General features: G+C 35.2%; 18 protein-coding genes. 5 read left to right on the plus strand and 13 right to left on the minus strand.

The window, feature by feature from the left end; translation table 11 throughout:
- Window positions 1-33: 33 nt before the first annotated feature.
- The 5 genes from OMO38_RS12125 to OMO38_RS12145 all read right to left on the minus strand — a co-directional run bounded on the left by OMO38_RS12125 (window position 34) and on the right by OMO38_RS12145 (window position 4730).
- Complete coding sequence (locus tag OMO38_RS12125; protein WP_264750440.1) at window positions 34-729, minus strand: YjjG family noncanonical pyrimidine nucleotidase; 696 nt, start codon at window positions 727-729, stop codon at window positions 34-36.
- Window positions 730-927: 198 nt separating this feature from the next.
- Window positions 928-1515: an RNA polymerase sigma factor gene (locus OMO38_RS12130; RefSeq protein ID WP_264750441.1), complete on the minus strand. Its 588-nt coding sequence runs from the start codon at window positions 1513-1515 to the stop codon at window positions 928-930.
- A 188-nt stretch (window positions 1516-1703) separates the two neighbouring features.
- Entirely contained in the window at window positions 1704-2195 is a 492-nt protein-coding gene (locus OMO38_RS12135) for a hypothetical protein (RefSeq protein ID WP_264750442.1), read from the minus strand.
- 82 nt (window positions 2196-2277) lie between these two features.
- The gene (metK, locus tag OMO38_RS12140) at window positions 2278-3558 is read right to left on the minus strand and encodes a methionine adenosyltransferase (protein WP_264750443.1); all 1281 of its coding nucleotides are present in this window, start codon (window positions 3556-3558) and stop codon (window positions 2278-2280) included.
- Window positions 3559-3779: 221 nt separating this feature from the next.
- Complete coding sequence (locus tag OMO38_RS12145; protein ID WP_264750444.1) at window positions 3780-4730, minus strand: hydrogen peroxide-inducible genes activator; 951 nt, start codon at window positions 4728-4730, stop codon at window positions 3780-3782.
- A gap of 130 nt (window positions 4731-4860) precedes the next feature.
- Between OMO38_RS12145 and OMO38_RS12150 the strand changes: the two genes are divergently transcribed.
- The 5 genes from OMO38_RS12150 to OMO38_RS12170 all read left to right on the plus strand — a co-directional run bounded on the left by OMO38_RS12150 (window position 4861) and on the right by OMO38_RS12170 (window position 9131).
- Window positions 4861-6348 (plus strand): catalase, encoded by a 1488-nt coding sequence (locus OMO38_RS12150; RefSeq protein ID WP_264750445.1) that lies wholly within the window; start codon window positions 4861-4863, stop codon window positions 6346-6348.
- A gap of 99 nt (window positions 6349-6447) precedes the next feature.
- Window positions 6448-7215 carry an enoyl-CoA hydratase/isomerase family protein gene (locus OMO38_RS12155; protein ID WP_264750446.1) on the plus strand — a complete coding sequence of 256 codons (768 nt, stop codon included), beginning with the start codon at window positions 6448-6450 and terminating at the stop codon, window positions 7213-7215.
- A 38-nt stretch (window positions 7216-7253) separates the two neighbouring features.
- Complete coding sequence (locus OMO38_RS12160) at window positions 7254-7679, plus strand: deoxycytidylate deaminase (protein WP_264750447.1); 426 nt, start codon at window positions 7254-7256, stop codon at window positions 7677-7679.
- A gap of 19 nt (window positions 7680-7698) precedes the next feature.
- Window positions 7699-8613 (plus strand): site-specific tyrosine recombinase XerD, encoded by a 915-nt coding sequence (xerD, locus tag OMO38_RS12165; RefSeq protein ID WP_264750448.1) that lies wholly within the window; start codon window positions 7699-7701, stop codon window positions 8611-8613.
- Window positions 8613-9131, plus strand: a complete 519-nt coding sequence (locus OMO38_RS12170; RefSeq protein WP_264750449.1) for an NUDIX hydrolase — start codon at window positions 8613-8615, stop codon at window positions 9129-9131. The genes xerD and OMO38_RS12170 overlap by 1 nt, the downstream gene beginning before the upstream one ends.
- Before the next feature lie 46 nt (window positions 9132-9177).
- Here the strand turns inward: OMO38_RS12170 and OMO38_RS12175 are convergent, their stop codons facing one another.
- From OMO38_RS12175 to OMO38_RS12210, 8 genes are all read right to left on the minus strand, one after another.
- On the minus strand, window positions 9178-9636 hold the full coding sequence (locus OMO38_RS12175; RefSeq protein ID WP_264750450.1) for a heme-binding domain-containing protein: 459 nt from the start codon (window positions 9634-9636) through the stop codon (window positions 9178-9180).
- Window positions 9636-11396, minus strand: a complete 1761-nt coding sequence (locus OMO38_RS12180) for an Ig-like domain-containing domain (protein WP_264750451.1) — start codon at window positions 11394-11396, stop codon at window positions 9636-9638. The genes OMO38_RS12175 and OMO38_RS12180 overlap by 1 nt, the downstream gene beginning before the upstream one ends.
- Window positions 11397-11421: 25 nt before the next feature.
- Window positions 11422-12684, minus strand: a complete 1263-nt coding sequence (locus OMO38_RS12185; RefSeq protein ID WP_264750452.1) for a serine hydrolase domain-containing protein — start codon at window positions 12682-12684, stop codon at window positions 11422-11424.
- 911 nt (window positions 12685-13595) lie between these two features.
- Complete coding sequence (locus tag OMO38_RS12190; protein WP_264750453.1) at window positions 13596-14387, minus strand: GLPGLI family protein; 792 nt, start codon at window positions 14385-14387, stop codon at window positions 13596-13598.
- Between the two features lie 110 nt (window positions 14388-14497).
- Complete coding sequence (locus OMO38_RS12195; RefSeq protein WP_264750454.1) at window positions 14498-15430, minus strand: 2-hydroxyacid dehydrogenase; 933 nt, start codon at window positions 15428-15430, stop codon at window positions 14498-14500.
- Between the two features lie 128 nt (window positions 15431-15558).
- Window positions 15559-15951, minus strand: a complete 393-nt coding sequence (locus tag OMO38_RS12200; RefSeq protein WP_264750455.1) for a GxxExxY protein — start codon at window positions 15949-15951, stop codon at window positions 15559-15561.
- A gap of 93 nt (window positions 15952-16044) precedes the next feature.
- Window positions 16045-16566 (minus strand): acyl-CoA thioesterase, encoded by a 522-nt coding sequence (locus OMO38_RS12205; protein ID WP_264750456.1) that lies wholly within the window; start codon window positions 16564-16566, stop codon window positions 16045-16047.
- Entirely contained in the window at window positions 16554-17315 is a 762-nt protein-coding gene (locus tag OMO38_RS12210) for an HU domain-containing protein (RefSeq protein WP_264750457.1), read from the minus strand. The genes OMO38_RS12205 and OMO38_RS12210 overlap by 13 nt, the downstream gene beginning before the upstream one ends.
- Between the last annotated feature and the right edge of the window lie 179 nt (window positions 17316-17494).

Raw genomic sequence — 17494 nt, forward strand, 5'->3', positions numbered from 1 at the left:
CCTTTGGTGCCGCCGAAACTATTTGTTATTCTTTTATAAATATTCTTTTATCTGTAAAAGATGTTTAATCACTTTTAAATTTTCCTGCTGTGGATTTTCATTTAAAACATCAAAGAAAATGCAGTCTATCCCAAACTGTTGCGATCCGATAATATCTGCAATCCAATCGTCGCCTACCAGAATTGAATCCTCTTTTTTTGCTTTAGCAATTCCTAAAGAATACTCAAAAATCTCTGGATTTGGTTTTCGAACTCCGACAGAATCAGCACTTGTGATGCTTTGAAAATAATGATCAATTCCCGAGAGAATACATTTTCTTTCAGTTACTTCCTGAAAACCGTTGGAGATTATGTGAAGGGTATAATTTTTCGCTTTTAAATATTCCAAGATGACATCAGCACTTTCCACCAGATGATTGTAATTGAGAATCTTATCTAAAAAATGTTCTTCAAAATACATAGACAATTTCAAATCATCAATGCCGAAATGATTGAAGGTATCATAAAACCGATGTTTTCTCAGATACTCTTTATCGATTTCACCATCTCTTATCTGTTCCCAAAGTCTTTCATTGATCTCGTGATATACAGAATGAAATTCTTCAAAATCAATACTGTGTTTTAAGGTAATTTCTTCACTGTTGAAAAGATCCTGAATAGTGAGATACGCGTTTTTACGGTGATCCCAAAGCGTATTGTCAAGGTCAAAAAAAATGTGCTGAATTTTCATACAGCACAAAATTAATGATTAATTTTTTGAAAGGTGATAATGATTGTTTTTAATCTTTACCACGTCAAGACTTTTTGAGAAACTTAGCAAAAAATCAATGGTTTGTTTTTTTGGTTTCAAACTTTTCATTTTTAAAGAATCGTTATTTTTCATAGGCAAAAAATGTTTTTTCTTTAAAACGTGAGAAATTGTGAATTATTATCTCGTTAAGATAATATTATTTTCTTCCATGATTTTTCTTAAGTTAATCAGAGCATAACGAACACGTCCCAAAGTCGTATTAATACTCATATCTGTGTGATCAGCGATCTCTTTAAAACTTAATCCGTCGAAAAACCTGAGTTTTATCACCTCCTGCTGATTCTCAGGCAGGCATTGCAACATTCTGAGCAAATCTTCCTGAATCTGCATACTGACTAATTGATCCTCAATATTTTCTGAAGGCTCTCTTATTAGATCAAAAATCGAAAACTCATCATTATCAAAAGTAGTCTCTGAAACTTTGACATTTTTTGATTTGGCTCTGAAATGATCGATAATCAAGTTTTGTGCAATTCTTTTTGCCCAGAGAATGAACTTCCCTTCCTCGTTGTAACGCCCTTCTTTAAGCATAACAATAATTTTAATGAAAGTATCCTGGAAAACATCGTTGGCCAAATCTTCGTCATTTACCTTATAAAGAATGAACGAAAAGAGGTCTTTCTGATGACGGTGTATAAGAGTTGATAATGCTTCTTCGTCTCCTTTCTGATAAAGAGATATTAATAGGCTATCTGTTGATTTCATGACTTTTCTTCTCAGTATATACCCGTAGACAAGCTGTCTCCCGTCATTCTGACTGGTTTGTTGCCTGTTACAAAGTTGTTTTAAAGTAAAGTCTTCTCAATAAGCATTAAATTATGTTGTAAATATAAATAAAATTTTAATAACTGTTAACTAATTATTAAATATTTCGAAGAATTATGTAAAAAAATCTACTTAAACATATCATGTAGGAACGCTGTTGGAATATTTAGTGTGAAATTAACATTTAAACCTTTCAGTTCTTTTCCATTTAATCTTTCATCTGCAATTGAAAAAGCATATCCTCCAGTCAGATCTAACAGTCCAAATAACGAAACGCCAATTTTCGGAGCAACATATTTATTTGTTCCTTCAACGCCTGCCAGAAAATAATAAGAATGCTTAAAATCTACATTCTTTTCAAAATTCAATAAAATATCAGCGTTCACTTTAGGCATAATTGCAAATTCTGAATTGGCAGTACCCATCAATGCAGAAGCACCCAATCTGTAAATTACATCATCGGTCTTCAGAAACAGTAACTTCCCCCCTACTTCACCAAAGCTTTGATTCTGGTAAACATATCCCACATTCACCATTTTATGTATGGTTACCTGAGCTTTTGAAAAAGCACTTAGAAAACATATACATACAATTGCTGCTACCCAACGAAAGTTCTTCATTCTATTTTATTTAAAACGTAAATTTAAAAAAAACTGCTTTATCTTATGAAGATAAAGCAGTTTAAATATCTAAAAGAAAAGATTAAATTCCAAAAGTGGATTTAATTTCTTCTACTTTGTCTAATTTCTCCCAGGTAAAGAATTCTAAACCTGTAAGAGTTAATTCATTTTTGTGACCCTTGTTGAAAGTTTTATCCGCAACAAAATGCTCTCTTCCCATGTGACCATAAGAAGCTGTTTCCTGATAGATAGGATTTCTCAACTTCAAATTTTGCTCAATTGCGTAAGGTCTCAAATCGAAAATTGTAGAAACCTTCTTAGCGATTTCACCATCATTTAAACCAACTTTAGAAGTTCCGTAAGTATTGATGTACAAACCACAAGGCTCAGCTACACCAATAGCATAAGATACCTGTACCAAAACCTCATCAGCAACACCTGCAGCTACTAAGTTCTTAGCGATGTGTCTTGTAGCATAAGCAGCACTTCTGTCTACTTTAGAAGGATCTTTTCCTGAGAATGCACCACCACCGTGAGCACCTTTTCCACCATAGGTATCTACGATAATTTTTCTTCCTGTCAAACCTGTATCTCCGTGAGGACCTCCGATAACAAATTTTCCTGTAGGATTGATGTGATACTTAATCTGGTCATTAAATAAAGCTTTGATTTCTTCAGTCTGCAAAGCCACAACTCTAGGAATCAAAATATTTTTGATGTCTTCTCTGATTTTGTTCAACATTTCTTCTTCAGCAGCAAAGTCATCGTGCTGAGTAGAAACTACGATAGAATCAATTCTTACCGGTTTGTGATCGTCAGAATACTCAATGGTTACCTGAGATTTAGCATCAGGACGAAGATATTTGATTTCAGAATCTTCTCTTCTGATTGCAGAAAGTTCTTTAAGAATTGTATGTGCCAAATCTAAAGCCAGAGGCATATAATTAGATGTTTCATTGGTTGCATAACCGAACATCATCCCCTGATCTCCTGCACCCTGTGCATTTGCTTTAGCTTCAAAAGACTCATCATTTACCGCTCTGTCTACCCCTTGATTAATGTCCGGAGATTGCTCGTGAATTGCAGAAATTACACCGCAAGAATCACCATTGAACATATATTCACCTTTCGTATAACCAATTCCGTTGATTACTTCTCTTGCGATAGTCTGTACATCAAGATAAGCATCAGATTTCACCTCACCAGCCAAAACAACCTGACCTGTAGTCACCAAAGTTTCACAAGCTACTTTTGATGTTTTGTCGTATGCTAAAAAGTTGTCGATTAATGCATCGGAAATTTGGTCGGCAATTTTATCTGGATGCCCTTCTGAAACTGATTCAGACGTAAATAAATAAGACATATTATTCTTGTATTTTTAAAATTAAATGAAGAAGAAAAAAATGAATAATTGCCCAGAAAAAGCTAAAAAGAATATACTGTTTTAGCATTTTTTTAGAGAGGTTGCAATCAGGTCAAATTTTTCCTCGTTAATAACGTTGGCAAATTTAAGTACTATTTTCTTAATACTCAAAACTTTTGCGTGGTATTTATAATTTTCTTGAAATTAATGATTTATATCAATTATTGCGGCTTGATGCTCACATAATCTTTAGGATTTTCATTGAAATTCAGTTTCGTTGTCAGTGAATTTTTGATGAAAGCCCCCAGCTCGTCGATGATTTTCTGTTTGAAAGTCGGCTTGTAATAGATAATGCTGATTTCTCTGTATGGAAACGGCTTTTTGAATCTGAATACTTTGTTTTTCTGTTCTTCTGACAGCTGATTCAAGGCTAATTCAGGTAAGATGCTGATTCCACCTACTTTATCTACCATGTGGACCAAAGTCTGAATATTTGAAGCTAAGAAATCAAGATTTTTAGGTTTTAATCTGTTTTCCTTTAAATGACAAATGTTTTCAAATTGATTTCTCAGACAGTTTCCTTCTTCCAAAAGCCACACTTTTTCAACATTTAATTCGTCCGGAACAATAAAAGTATTTTTCTTATTGGCCTCAGTATCGGAGCTGTAAATCATCAGCTCTTCGTTGAACAAGAAATCCTGATAAAACTCATTCGCATTATCGTACGGAGTTGAAATAATTCCCGCATCCAGTTCTCCAGCTTTCAGAGCTTTGATAATATTATCGGTGGTCATCTCCTTTACGTTCATCAGAATTTTAGGATTATCTTCTAGAAAATGAAAAATTTCCGTTGGCAAAATAAACGATGATACAGTCGGAATAATTCCCAAATTAATGGTTCCGCCCAGAATATTATTCAGTAAATTGGCTTTGTTTTTAAGCTCATTAACAGCTTCGATAATAACTTTTGCCTGATCGATAATCTGTAGCCCTACATCTGTAGTACGGATCGGGTGTGTAGTTCTGTCGAAAACCTTTACATCCAGCTCATCTTCAAATTTCTGTATCATTGCACTTAATGTCGGCTGGGTTATAAAACAAGCCTGAGCAGCTTTACCAAAATGTTTATACTTATCTACGGCGATAAGATATTCCAATTGCTGAATGTTCATTTGATTAATATTATCTATGACAAAGATATGACGTTTTTAGCACAACCAATAAAAAATTTCTACTAAATTTGATAATTGTTAAGCTGCAAATTGCTCTTGAAAACTGAAAAATAAATCAAATTATAACTCTATGGATTCTAAAAAATTAACCTCAAGCAGCGGTGCTCCGTACTTTGAGCATCAGGATTCTCAAACCGTTGGTGCGAGAGGTCCTGTTCTATTACAGGACTTTATTCTACAGGAAAATCTGGCTCATTTTGTAAGAGAAAGAATTCCTGAAAGAATCGTTCATGCGAAAGGAACAGGTGCTTACGGAAAACTAACCATCACTCACGACATTTCACAGTATACGAAAGCTAAGCTGTTTTCTAAAGTTGGAAATTCATGCAGAATGTTTGCGCGTTTTTCTACAGTAGGTGGTGAAAAAGGAAGTGCAGATACCGCTAGAGATCCACGTGGATTTGCTTTAAAATTCTATACCGAAGACGGGAATTGGGATTTAGTAGGTAACAACACACCTGTATTCTTTATTAAAGACGCAAAAAAGTTTCCGGATTTTATTCATACTCAAAAAAGAGTTCCCAAAACCAACTTAAAAAGTGCAACCATGATGTGGGATTTTTGGAGCCTCAATCCAGAATCACTTCATCAGGTACTTATCTTAATGTCGGACAGGGGAACACCTCACGGTTACAGACATATGCACGGTTTTGGATCACACACCTTCTCGATGATTAATGAAAACAATCAGAGAACCTGGGTGAAGTTTCATTTTAAAACAAAACAGGGAATTAAGAACTTCAGCAACGAAGAAGCTACTAAAATGGCGGGAGAAAATCCAGATTTTGCTCAGGAAGATCTTTGCAATGCTATCGAAAACGGAGATTTCCCTAAATGGACGATGTACATTCAGGTAATGACTGAAGAGCAGGCAAAAGAATTCAGATGGAATCCTTTTGATATTACTAAAGTTTGGTTCCAGGGAGATTTTCCTCTTATTGAAGTGGGAGAAATGGAACTGAATGAAATTCCTGTGAACTATTTTGCACACGTTGAACAGTCAACTTTCTCTCCCAGCAATTTAATCAACGGTATCAGTTTTTCACCAGACAAAATGCTGCAGGGAAGATTATTCTCCTATCCAGATGCTCACAGATACAGAGTGGGAGTAAATGCGCACCAACTTGAAGTGAACAGATGTCCTTTTGCAGTAAACAATTATCAGAGAGATGGATTTATGGCAGACTCCAGCGAATATCAGGACAAGCCAAATTATCACCCTAACAGTTTTGACGATATTCAGCCAGATTCATCGTACAAAAATTTCGAATATGAATTAGACAGTAATAAAGTTGCCAATTACAATCGAAATGAAAACGATGACGATCATTATACCCAGCCTGGATTATTGTATACAAAAGCAATGAATCAGGAAGACAGAGACCGTTTGGTTAAAAATATCATCGACAATATGAGTGGCATTGATGGCCCTAAAAGAGATGAAATTATCAACCGTCAGCTCTGCCATTTCTTCAGAGCAAACATAGAATTGGGCATGAAGGTAGCTTCAGGTTTACACATTAATATTGACTCAAATATGATGAATCATTCAAAATAAACTATTATAAATAAAGAAAAAAGGGAAAAAAAGTATTTTTTTCCCTTTTTTATGCGAAAAAATTTTTAATTTGCAGGTTATTAAAGATATAGATAGACGATGAGCTACCACAATATAATTATAGACACTGAAGATAAGACTGCTATAGTTACCATCAACAGACCTGAAAGTCTCAATGCACTGAATGCACAGACAATAAATGAAATCAGTTCTGCGTTAGATGAGTTAGCGTCTGACAATAAAATCAGGGTCATTATATTGACAGGAAGTGGAGAAAAATCTTTTGTAGCTGGTGCTGATATTAAAGAATTCAGCGACTTTAACCAGGAAAAAGCGGAGGAGTTGGCAAGAAACGGGCAAACCATTCTTTTTAATAAAATTGAAAATCTGTCTAAGCCAGTCATAGCTGCAGTAAATGGTTTCGCTTTGGGCGGAGGATTAGAACTGGCAATGGCATGCCACATAAGATATACATCTGAAAATGCAAAACTGGGACTACCTGAGGTAACTTTAGGATTGATCCCAGGATACGGAGGTACGCAAAGACTTCCTAAATTGGTAGGAAAAGGAATCGCCAATGAGTTGATTTTCTCGGCTAAAATGATTTCTGCACAAAAAGCGAAGGAAATTGGTTTGGTAAATGAAGTTTACCCCATTGAGGAGTTGTTGAATAAAACAAAAGAGCTGGCAAGTACAATAGCCCGCAATTCTCCAATGGCAATTTCTAAAGCAATAAATGCAACTAACCTGTCTGACACAAATAAAGGTTTTGAAACCGAAATTAAATATTTCGGAGAGCTTTTTGAAATGGAAGATAAAAAAGAAGGAGTTTCAGCTTTTCTTGAAAAAAGAAAGCCCAGCTTCTAAATATCATTACATCACAATTATTTCGAAAAAAAAAGTTGATGCAGAAGATTAATAAGTTTGACAAAGCTTATCTAAAAATGGCTCTTGAATGGGCAAAACTTTCCTACTGTGAAAGGAAACAGGTAGGAGCTCTTGTTGTAAAAGACAGGATGATTATTTCAGATGGTTACAATGGTACCCCTTCGGGATCTGAGAACTGCTGTGAAGACGAGAACGGTAAAACACACTGGTACGTCCTACACGCAGAAGCAAATGCGATTTTGAAACTGGCCGGCTCTACACAGTCAGCAGTGGGAGCAACACTTTACCTTACGCTCTCCCCCTGTAAAGACTGCAGCAAGCTAATACTACAGGCCGGTATAAAAAAGCTCGTATATATCAATGCTTACTCCGATGATGAAGGAATATCATTTTTAAAAAGCCATCACATTGAAATAGTACAGGTTTTAGAGAATGAATTATAATTAAAAAAAACACAACACAATGACTTGGGATGAAAAAATTAAAGATTTTGAAATTTTTCTTAGATTCGAAAGAAATTTCTCAGAAAACACCCTCGATGCCTACGTTCGGGACATCAAAAAACTAAAAGAATACGCAGAAGAAGACCTTGAGAACACAGGTCCTGATATTATTTCTTACAACAATCTGCAGGAGTATATCTTCAAGCTTTCTAAACAGAAATTCAGCGAAAGATCACAGGCAAGATGGATTTCTTCCATCAAAGCGTTCTTCAGATTCCTTTTAGAAGATGAGATTCGTGAAGACAATCCTTCAGCACTATTGGAAGGCCCTAAATTAGGACTTTATCTTCCTGACACCTTAAGCCTTTCTGATATCAATAAAATTATTGATGCAATAGATTTAAGCTCAGATTTAGGACAGAGAAATCACAGCATTATCGAAGTGCTTTATGGATGCGGTCTTCGTGTTTCTGAACTGATTGATGTTAAAATTTCGAATATCAATTTTAAAGAAAATTATATTAAAGTTGTAGGAAAAGGAAATAAGACCCGTTTTGTGCCATTGGCTCATTACACTGCAGATCTGCTTCAGTCTTATATTCAGGAAGTACGATCTAAAATCAAGATCAACAAAAAGCATGAGGACACTCTGTTCCTAAACAGCAGAGGAACTTCAATGTCTAGAGTAATCGTGTTTCTTATTATTAAGGAACTTACCGATAAAGCAGGCGTCAGCAAGAAAATTTCGCCTCACACTTTCAGACATTCATTTGCTACCCATCTTATGCAGAATGGTGCGGATCTACGATTTATACAGGAGATGTTGGGGCATTCGAGCATTACTACCACTCAGGTGTACACCCATCTTAAAACTGAAGAACTTCGTGATGTGATCCTTAGCTTCCATCCGAGAAATAAGACTAAGACTATTTAATGAAAATACTGAAATTTTGCCCAAACTGTGGCAAAGAATCATTGAATTGGGACGGCGAAAAAAAATGGAGCTGTCCCAATTGCAATTTTAACCTTTACAACAACGTTGCCGGCGCTGTGGCTGTGGTCATTCGCTGTGGTGATGAAGTATATCTTACCAAGAGAAACCAAGAACCTAAAAAAGGAAAACTCGATTTAGCAGGAGGCTTTGTAGACCCAAAAGAAAGTGCAGAAAACACCTGCAGGAGAGAACTTTTTGAAGAACTTCAATTAGAAATAGACATTGAAAATCTACAGTATCTCACAAGCCTGCCCAATGTTTATCAGTACAAAGAAATTGACTATAACACCATCGATCTGTTCTACGAGTACACTGTTTCAGAAAAATTTGAAGTCAGTTTAGCACTGTCGGAAATCTCAGAGACGCACTGGATTCCTTTAAGCGAAATCAAAATTGATGATCTTGCATTTGACTCTCAGAAAATATTTTTCAAAGAATACTTAGAAAAATTTAAATAAAAAAAACTCCCACATTTGAAAAGATGTGGGAGTTTTTATGATTAGCTTAATAAGACTTTGTTTTAAGTATCTCCTCAAAATACTGAGCCAAAATAGTTCTTTCGGCATCAGACAGATTCGCCTTATCATGATACACTATATATGCAGGTAATGGCATCGTTTTATTTTGTAAAGTCTGAAGTGCTTTTTTCAGCATACTTTCTTTTAACTCCTTATTGTAAGACTGCCAAACAGAAAAGTTGAGATGTTCTCTGCCCTCATTGACGTGATCTTTTACAGACCATGAAAACGGGGCTATATAAGCATATTTGGGATAAACCGTTTCGTTGGAATGACAGTCGTAACAGGCATTTCTTAACAGTTCTGCGACCTTTGGCGGTGATTTTTTGACGTCAATAAAATTTTCAGATTTACTGACCGGTTTATTTGTGGTATCAATGGGAACGAACTGAATAATTGCAAAAGAAACAAAAACCCAGAAAACTATTTTTTTGAACGTTTTCATTATCGAGTCAGCTGTCTTTGTGAATTATTTAGTTGGGTGTTACCATTTAAATTATTGCCGTTCGTGTTATTCAATAGACCGGAATCTGTTTTGGTCTCATCTTCCTGCTTAGGTTTTGGAGCCTTAATTCCTTCAAATACTCTTTTATCATTAAGATCCCAATCTTCTCTGGTTTCCCAAAGCGGTCTCGCCACAACCATTTTGTAGTAGAGGTAAGAATCTTCTGCAAAAGTTCCGTTGACAAAATCAGCTTCATCCCATCGTTTATTATCATTGGTATCTACCAAGATCCTCACGATATATTCACCGGGTTTCACAACCGCGAACTTCACGTCACTTCCACTGGTATACTGCTGATAAACCGCTTTTTCGGAAGTATCCAACAACTGAATCCAGTATTTTGCAGTGGGTGCATTAGTAATTTTAAAGGTTAAATTTCCGTAGTTTTCTATTTTGTCTGCTTCAAAATCAAATCTTTTTGACTGACTATTTTTTGTGTAGAAGGAAGAAATAGTTTCTTTAGGAATTGTTAACTGATATTTTTTTCCGGAAATAAAATCTGAACTTACCAAGATCTGATAAGGATTCGTTTCTGAAATCTTTGCTGTAAAATTGTGCGTTGTGAGACTGTCGCTTTTTAAAACCCATTTTTCCGGATTTATTTTATCGACAATATAATTAGAAACAATTTTACAATCAGTTCTCGGTGGCAGTAAGCTTCCACCGTTGTCACTGTTGATATCCATCACATTTTTTGTGTTGTATTTATAAAAAACAGATGTCGAATCTTTCTTACCATCAACCTCGTAAGCAAGCTTTACATTTTCAGTCACCGTCTGCCCCAAATTACTCTTCACTGCATCAAACCAAATTCTTAGAGTGTCTGACTGTGGTGTATGTGTCACTTTAAAATCCTGAAGTTTTTCATTTTTCGAAACTACTTTTACCTCTTTAGGATTACCTTCAAAAGTCATCAGTATTCCACCGGGAGTTTCCTTTAATTCAGGCTTCTTATATGGTTTTTTAGAAGGGTATAGTTTTAAATTTAATCCTGAAATTGACTTTTCAATAACCACCGTATCTTTCTGGAAACCTATCTTTTCCTTTCCGGGATCGTACACAGAATTTCCATTATCGTCATCAAATGCTATGATTTTAAATTTACCGGGAGCCAGATAATTCAGTTCATAATATCCATCATCATCAACCTTTGTAATGTAGTAAGGTTTCTTTTTATAGTCAATCGTATCTTTCAACTGATATAGACCGACAACCATTTTGTTTTCGCTGGTTGACTGTTTTGTAATGGTGAACGCATCTTTCACTTCACCACTTATGTAGAGATCATCCAGTTTTTCACCTGTAGAAAAAGCAAAATTAAAGTATCTTAAAATATTCGACTCGCTGTTATCAGAAATCGAATTCCCAAAATTAAAGTTGTATGTCGTATTTGCCTGAAGGGTATCTGACCACTGAATAATCAGAAATTTATTGGCAATATTTGAAGGAAGAATTCTCGTTATATTCGCGATTGGCGGAGAGATATTCAGGTTTTTATTAATATCCTTCAGTGTAATATACTCGTCGAAATCTATTCTCAATTCTTTAATATCTCTTCTTACATTGACTCTGGTGGTATCAATGTTTGAGCTTAAAAACTTCGGCGCCAGAGTATCTTTCGGGCCACCAACCGGCGCACCTACTCTCGCACAGGAATGTACAAGAAAACTGACAATCAGTAAGAGAAGAATTCTTTTCATGAATATATTTGAGCAAAAATAAACATTATTCTCCAAAAACCTCAGTACCTGTTTTCAAAGTGTCCTGATTATCATTCATAATGTGATGCAGTTTGTCTTTCTGAGGCGGAAAATCTTCAAACAACCCTGAAAGCGCCAGTGCCGAGTACACCTTCCCCGAATATTTGTTTCCAATGGCAACGATAGTTACTTTAGATTTCAAAAGATGCGCAAACACAGAGTTGGTACCGTGCCACCATCCGTTGTGATACGTCAGCTTTTCACCGTTATCAAAAATTTTCATTCTGAATCCTAAACCGTAATTATTTTGTCCTGCCTTTTCGTTGCTGTATGGCGCAAAAATCATTTCTTTCAATTCAGGTTTCAAAAAATCTTTTGAAAACATCGCTTTCGAAAAAGTGAATAAATCTCTTGGTGTAGTGTACACATTTTTATCCCCATAAATCAAATCTAAACGGTCTAATGGATATAGTCTGTTCCCACCATAGTAAAAAGACTGAGATGCCGTAGGAATATCTTTCTCCTGAAAAATATAACTGTTTGTCATTTTTAAAGGCGTAAAAACCATTTCCTGCATTGCCTGAGGAAAAGGTGTTTTTGTTACTTTCTCAATCAGCAGGGCCAACAGCGCAAAGTTAGTATTGCAATACATAAAACCGGTATCAGTATCTCTCGCCAGGTCAGGTTTGTATTTGATGATCATATTCAGAACATCCTGATTGGTAATATATTTTTTAGAAAGTTCTGCCGGTACAGGTTGAATTTTGGTGATGAAATATTCGTATTTCGGAAGTCCGCTTCTCTGGTCTAATAAAGTCTGAACCGTAACGTTGGGATAAGGAAATCCCGGAAAAAATTGTGTCAAATGATCGGATAACTTTATTTTCCCTGCTTCCACCAATTTCAGCATAGCCATTGCCGTCAAAGTTTTAGAAACCGAAGCAACGTGCAAAGACGTGTTTTTATTAATAGGACTCTGGTTACCTTCTCTGGCAAACCCTCTGTAGTTTTCAAAAAGAATATCGTTGCCTTTTGCAACTAAAATTCCTCCGCTGAGATCACTTCCTTCCCATATTTTTTTATAATACTGATCGATATAGCTGACAATAAAATTTTTATTTGAAAGAACAGCATCTTCCGGAGAAAATACTTTTCCCAAATCTACATTTCCGTAATTCGGAAGATTGGTAGTATTCTCGGTAAGAGATTCTTTGTTTTCGGATTTGTTTTTACAGGAAAAAAGGAATAAAAATAGGGTTGCAGCGAGTACAAAGGTAAGCTTCTTCATGAGTTTCAAAAATGAGTGGCAATTTAATAAAACTCAATATGAATCTTGAATGACTGATGTAAATTATGAATTATTTAACATAATCGTAAGCGCCGCTATTCGATTCAGGGCTTGACCAGAGTGTAAAATATAACATTAAAGAATACAAAAAGAATTATTAAGGATGCTTCAACCTTTACAAAGCAATCATCAATCATTCAGTAATAGAATTCAAGTATTCTGTTGACCCATTCAACTGCTTCGTTAAAACAATCAACCATTACGAAGAGACAATCAATCAGTTCAAAGAGACAATCAATCACTTCGAAGAGGTTATCAAGCAGTTCGAAGAGCCGATCAACCAGTTCGAAGAGACAATCAACCACTTCGAAGAGGCAATCAAGTACAATTTATTATATTTCAACACTTTACAAAGGCTTTCAAAAAAATTCTGAAAAGTAAAATGTCGCACCGATACACGTAAATCTACTATTACAGTAATTTCAAGTAATAATTTATTAAAAAAATTAGCTCTGAAAACCAGCCAAAATCTTATCTACAATCACCTGCGCCAGTTTTTCCTTGCTCTGATGCGTCCAGCCAGCGATGTGAAGCAAAGGATTTGGATTGTAGAATTGCCATAATTTTTCGAGCTTATTTTCAGTAGTTCTCGTATCTGTGATTGACTTCGGCGAATTATTGTTTCGTGATGGAGCGGTTGTGGAGATGTTAATAAAATGAAATTTCTACGTTCCCTGCTAATCATCTGTAAGAAAATGGTAATGCTCAAAGTCGAGAGACTTTGCGAAGCGGGTAATAAACGTCTGCTGTTAAAGCACTAATATTAGTTATTCAAACTCTGAAAGTTTCAAACTTCCTTTACAAACATTTGACCTTGCTAAGGAACACAATTCAAAGTTTTTCAATCTATTTCACTCAAAAATATAACGCATATCTTTATCAATCGGAAAATTACTTTCTTTCTTACTACGATCTTTTCTATTCTTAGAAATCTTTAGAATTTCAGTTTTGTCAACAAAATTAATTTTATCAAAAAGAGTCCCTCCATATTTTAAATCATTGACAAGTTGGAAATATTTTTGTCTTGATGTCCTGACAAGGTTCTTCTCTGGCTTAGAAACAACTTTACCCGATTTTTTTAATTCAATCAAGGAATAATGATATATGTTTTCTGAATCAACCAAGTCAATGATGAGACCGGGCAGACCATGAAATTTATAGGGTCCAAATTGAAAAGGGTATTCTGTTGAATAACATGCTTTCCAAGATCTCCCATACATTTTAGCCGATGCAATTTGACACTTTAATTGACCAATTTGTTTTTCCTCTTTCTCTAATATCCACTCAGCACTCTCATCTTCGCTAAAAAATAAGGTTACGCCTTCATTAAAATAAAATGTAGTGACTTGATTTTTACTTGTATGAATTTTCTCTCCAAAATAAGTTCTGTTACCTGCTAAAGTTATGAGTTCTTTGTTCGGATTTCCTGAATTACCAGAAGGAAGAGAATCTAAATTTATTACCTTTTGGGACAAGAATAAGCTTTCACTGTCTTTCAAAAATAATGCGAATTCTTCATTTCTTGGAACTGGTGAACTTGGGTCTAATTTATAATCCAGATTATACCTTACTTCTATATCAGCAGTAAAGCTTTGACTATGTAAAATAGAAAAACAAAATAAAAACAATACTCTTAAAATCATATCAAAATAAAATTAGTTCAAAACTAAGAACTATAGTACCGAACGGGGAATGATTTTCACAAAAGACATTAAACCTGTTTGCAATCACAAAAGGAAGAATTACTTAAGAATTAATTAAAAAATTCAGCCAAAATCTTATCTACAATCACCTGCGCCAGTTTTTCCTTGCTCTGATGCGTCCAGCCAGCGATGTGCGGAGTTACAATAACTTTCTCTGAATTCAGAAGATACTGTAAATCTTCATTTTCTGTCTCAAGATTTTCAAATGAAGCTTTTTCATATTCTAATACATCCAGACAGGCACCTTTCACCTTTCCTGATTGTAAAGATTTAATCAAACTACTCGTTTCTACATTTTTCCCTCTTGCAGTGTTTACAAAATAGAAATCATTTTTCATCTCAGAAATAAACTGAGCGTCCACTAGATAATTTGTTGAATCTGTCAGGGGAATATGCAGGCTTAAAACCGCGGCTCTTTTTTTTAATTCTTCCAAAGGAACCTGCGTTGCAAATTCATCTGAGAGATTGGGAAGAATATCATGAAAGATCACTTTACAGCCAAACCCCGAAAGTCTTTTGGCAGTTGCTTTTCCCATGTTTCCATAACCGATCAGGCCTACAGTTTTTCCCAGCAATTCGTCACCACGGTTTTCTTCACGTAGCCAAATCCCGTTTTTCACTTCGTTGGAGGCAATGAAAAGTCGGTTCATTAAGATTAAAAGCATTCCCACAACATGTTCGGCAACAGAATCTCTGTTTCCTTCGGGAGAATTAATTAACTGAATTCCCAGCTTTTCAGCGACGGCAATATCAATATTTTCCATACCCGCCCCTACTCTGGCGATAAATTTCAGATTCTTTGCTTTCTCTAAAAAGTTTTGATCTAAAGGAATTCTGCTTCTGATAATTACGCCATCATAATTTTCTATCTTACGGCAAACCTCATCGTAAGGAGAAGTGAAATCTTCTTCCAAAACAAAATTCGCAGCCAAAAGCTGTTCAGTGATCAGTGGGTGGTTTTTATCTAATAGAAGGATTCGCATATTTTTATACACTAATTGCACTAATATTTTTCACGAATAACACTCATTATAATATTCCGTTGATTATTATTATAACTTCGCTTTTTTGTAAACACTAATTACACTAATATTTTCACGAATAACACTAATTATAATGTTCCGTTGATTATTCTTTTAACTCCGCTTTTGAATTGAAGAGTATTGAAGTTTATTAAAAACCCTAATTTACAATTACTTAAACGAAGATATGTAAGAATTTGAGCTAGGTGAATGTCATTTAATGCCTCTACAGATTTTATTTCTAAAACAAATTTACGTTCAATCAAAAAATCTAATCTATAACCTACATCTAATTTAATTTCATTATAAATCAGCGGCATGGGTTTTTGTTTTTCAACAAATAGTCCGGTCTTTTTCAACTCGTAAAACATACATTCCTCATATGCACTTTCTAAAAGTCCGGGACCTAAAGTTTTATGCACCAAATAACCTGACTCGTAAACGATTTTTGATATATCGTTTTCAGAAATACCGATTTCCATATCTGTGTTTTTTTAAACACTAATATCATTATTTCTTCACTAACAGCATAATAAATTAGTGAAATTTGTGCAAATCATTTGTGTAATTTGTGTTTAAGAAGGCTCTTGGAACAATTTTTTAAGTTCTATTGATTCAGAAGGTTTCATTCTTCCTGAAAGAATAAGAGAAAGCTCCTTTCTTCTCAGCGCCGCGGCGTATCTTTCTATTTCAACTTCCGTTTCCGGCTCCATGTCTGGAATTGGTATTGGCCTGTTGAATTCATCTACCGCTACGAAAGTATAAATTCCTTTATTGGTCTGAATTTTTTTATGATTAATCGGATCATCCAACCAAACATCTACATAAATTTCCATGGATGTTGAGAATGCACGCGAAACTTTAGATTCCATGACAACAATTCCCCCTTCAGGAATTGGATGGTCGAACGAAACGTGGTTTACAGACGCTGTCACGACTCTTCTTTCGCAATGTCTTGTTGCAGAGATAGACGCACAACGATCCATTCTCGCCAACAGTTCGCCTCCGAAAAGATTTCTCAACTGATTGGTATCATTGGGAAGTACGATATTCGTCATAATCGTCAGTGATTCTGACGCTTTTTTTATTTTTGCCATCTTGATTTTCTTTTTTTGGAGCTGGGTTTCCACGTTTTTGCAGCCTGTTTAACTGAATCTTTTTTAAGAGAATCCATTTTAAAAGCCTTTATAGAATCTGCTATTTTAATCTGTGCCGAATCTATTTTTACAGGAGCTTTCTTTTCAATCCTTTTCGTTTTGGTCTGAACCGAAACATCATCAAAAGATTTTTTACCGAAGATTAGTTCCTGCTGCGTGTATGCTAAATACAGCATCCCTAAAACGGGAACGATGAACAGGAAAATCCAAAGGACTGACTTATTGAATTTGTAATCTTTCTCAGTATTTTTAGGCGTTTCAAAAGTCTCACCTTTATTGATATCCGAAAAGTGAATTTCTTCCAAACCATAAAAATCGGGATGATCAGATTCTAAACGGTTTCCTTTAAAATGAAGCTGCCCGTCTTCGATGAAAATAGTTCCCAGATTCTGGATCTCCAATACCTGCTCTGCCTGAAGTTTTTTCTTCCAGAAATCAGTCTGAATCTGCAATTCATTTTCTGCAGCCTCTTTCGAAATCGTTTTCTGATCGCTGATAAACACAATCAAATCATCAGATAAAACCTGATAATCAGAATGAAACGCGATTTTTGTGGAAGGCGGAAGGATACTTCCGTTTTCTGAGTTGAGAACTGCTTTAGAATTTTCCAGAGAAAATACACCAAACTTCGGAACGGTGACCGTTCCAAACTGTTTCAAATAGTCTAAAATGTAAGCTGAAATATTCATTTGGTCGCAAATTTATAACTTTTTCGTGACTTTTTCAGAGATTTGTTTGTATCATATATTATGAAATTGGCTTCCCTTGGATTACATAGATCAACACAGATTTTTTTCAAATAATTTTAAAATTTTTTATAACTCAACCGTTTAATTTGTGAAAATCTGTGAGATCTGTCGCAACAGCT

This window comes from Chryseobacterium kimseyorum (assembly GCF_025971945.1).
Lineage (GTDB): Bacteria > Bacteroidota > Bacteroidia > Flavobacteriales > Weeksellaceae > Chryseobacterium > Chryseobacterium kimseyorum.